Genomic DNA, 1,487 nt, shown 5'->3' on the forward strand with positions numbered 1-1,487 from the left:
GCTAATTTGATGCTTTCGGTTGTGCATATTGGGGACCTACCGCTGTACTCTAAATTATATCGGGTAGGTGTCTCAAGTTATATTGGCACAGAGGGCCGTTGGCCGGGGGTCTGCACCAAAATTACCGAACCACCTTCACCGCTTGCCTGTTCAGCCACCCAGCCAGGATACGTTCAGGGCGATCCTGTAGTTGTGGCGACAGGAGATCAAGTGCGCACAGAATCCGATCCCCTTGGCGTGTCTCAAGATTCACCTCAAATAGCCCGTATTTACCGCTCGACAACCGTGCGGCCAGGCTCACTTGGGGTTGGCTGGTCGTTTGATTTTGACCGTACTTTAGAGACATCGAGCGGTCCAGGAGACGACGCTTTCCAAGTTTACGTACAAGGCGATCACGGAAGCTTTGTTGTGTTCACTCATCGTTCAGATGGGGCTTATGACCAAACAATAAATTCGGGGACCCTCACGCGACCAAATGCTTTGGGTGGTGAATTCGCTCACAGAAATGCATCTGGACGGATAGACTATTTCAATAAGATAACTGGCAGCCGCTATAGGTTGGTGAGCTCCTTCAGCAAGGAGGGGGTAGGGCAATTTTTTACTTATGACGCAAATAACCATTTGCAAACAATTACTGATTCATTCGGAAGGACGTGGCAAGTCGTTTGGAACAACGATTATGTTATTGATTCCATAATCGGACCTGATGTCACCGTGCAGTATCAATACGATCTCTCCGCCATATCACCTGGCACCCTCATCCCCGGAACGGAGCGATTAACCTCGGTTTTGGTGAAAGATGCGATGGGTACGCTGCTAACTACGCGCGTGTATCATTACGAAGATCCAAGAAACCGCTATTTCTTAACTGGCGTTTCGGATGAAAATGCGAATCGTTATGCAACCATCGCTTATGACGATTATGCAAAGACGCTTTCGTCTGAGCACGCAGGCGGCGCGGACCGACATTCCTTTTCCTATCCAAGCGATACGAGCCGAACGGTAACTGACCCGCTTGGAACCGTGAGGACTATCAACATCACGAATCTGTTCGGTTTTGCCCGCGTAACGTCGATAAGTCAACCTGGTGGAGCAGGATGTACGCCTGGCGCGAGCTCCTTGACTTACCACGACAGTTATCTATCGGAGACATTGGATTTCAACGGGAATAAGACGTGCTACTACTTTGATACAGTGCGTTACCTGGAAACTGGTCGCGTTGAAGGTTTTGATGCTGCCTCAACTTGCCCGTACTTGCCTCCAAATAGCCTTACCGGTATACAGCGCAAGATACTGACGCAATGGCATCCAGATGAGCGTGTCGTAGTAAAGCGTTCAGCTCCTAAAAGCGTAAGCGTGCAGTCGTTCCACCTGTGAAAGCGTGATTTGCAAAGCCATACTCTGATTTTTACTTTGGAGATGGGGATGTCAAACACTGAACGGGAATTGCTGTGGCGGGAGCGAGTAGCGCGCTGGCGCAAGAGCGG

The 1,487-nt window shown here is 50.0% G+C and carries 1 protein-coding gene; it reads left to right on the forward strand.

Going from position 1 to position 1,487, the window contains the following annotated elements; all coding sequences use genetic code 11:
* Positions 1–1,377 (forward strand): DUF6531 domain-containing protein (locus ASE26_RS30905; protein ID WP_229208207.1); only part of this gene is annotated, 1,377 nt, incomplete at its 5' end.
* Positions 1,378–1,487 lie beyond the last annotated feature (110 nt).

The organism is Duganella sp. Root198D2, assembly GCF_001428585.1.
Taxonomy (GTDB): domain Bacteria; phylum Pseudomonadota; class Gammaproteobacteria; order Burkholderiales; family Burkholderiaceae_D; genus Rugamonas.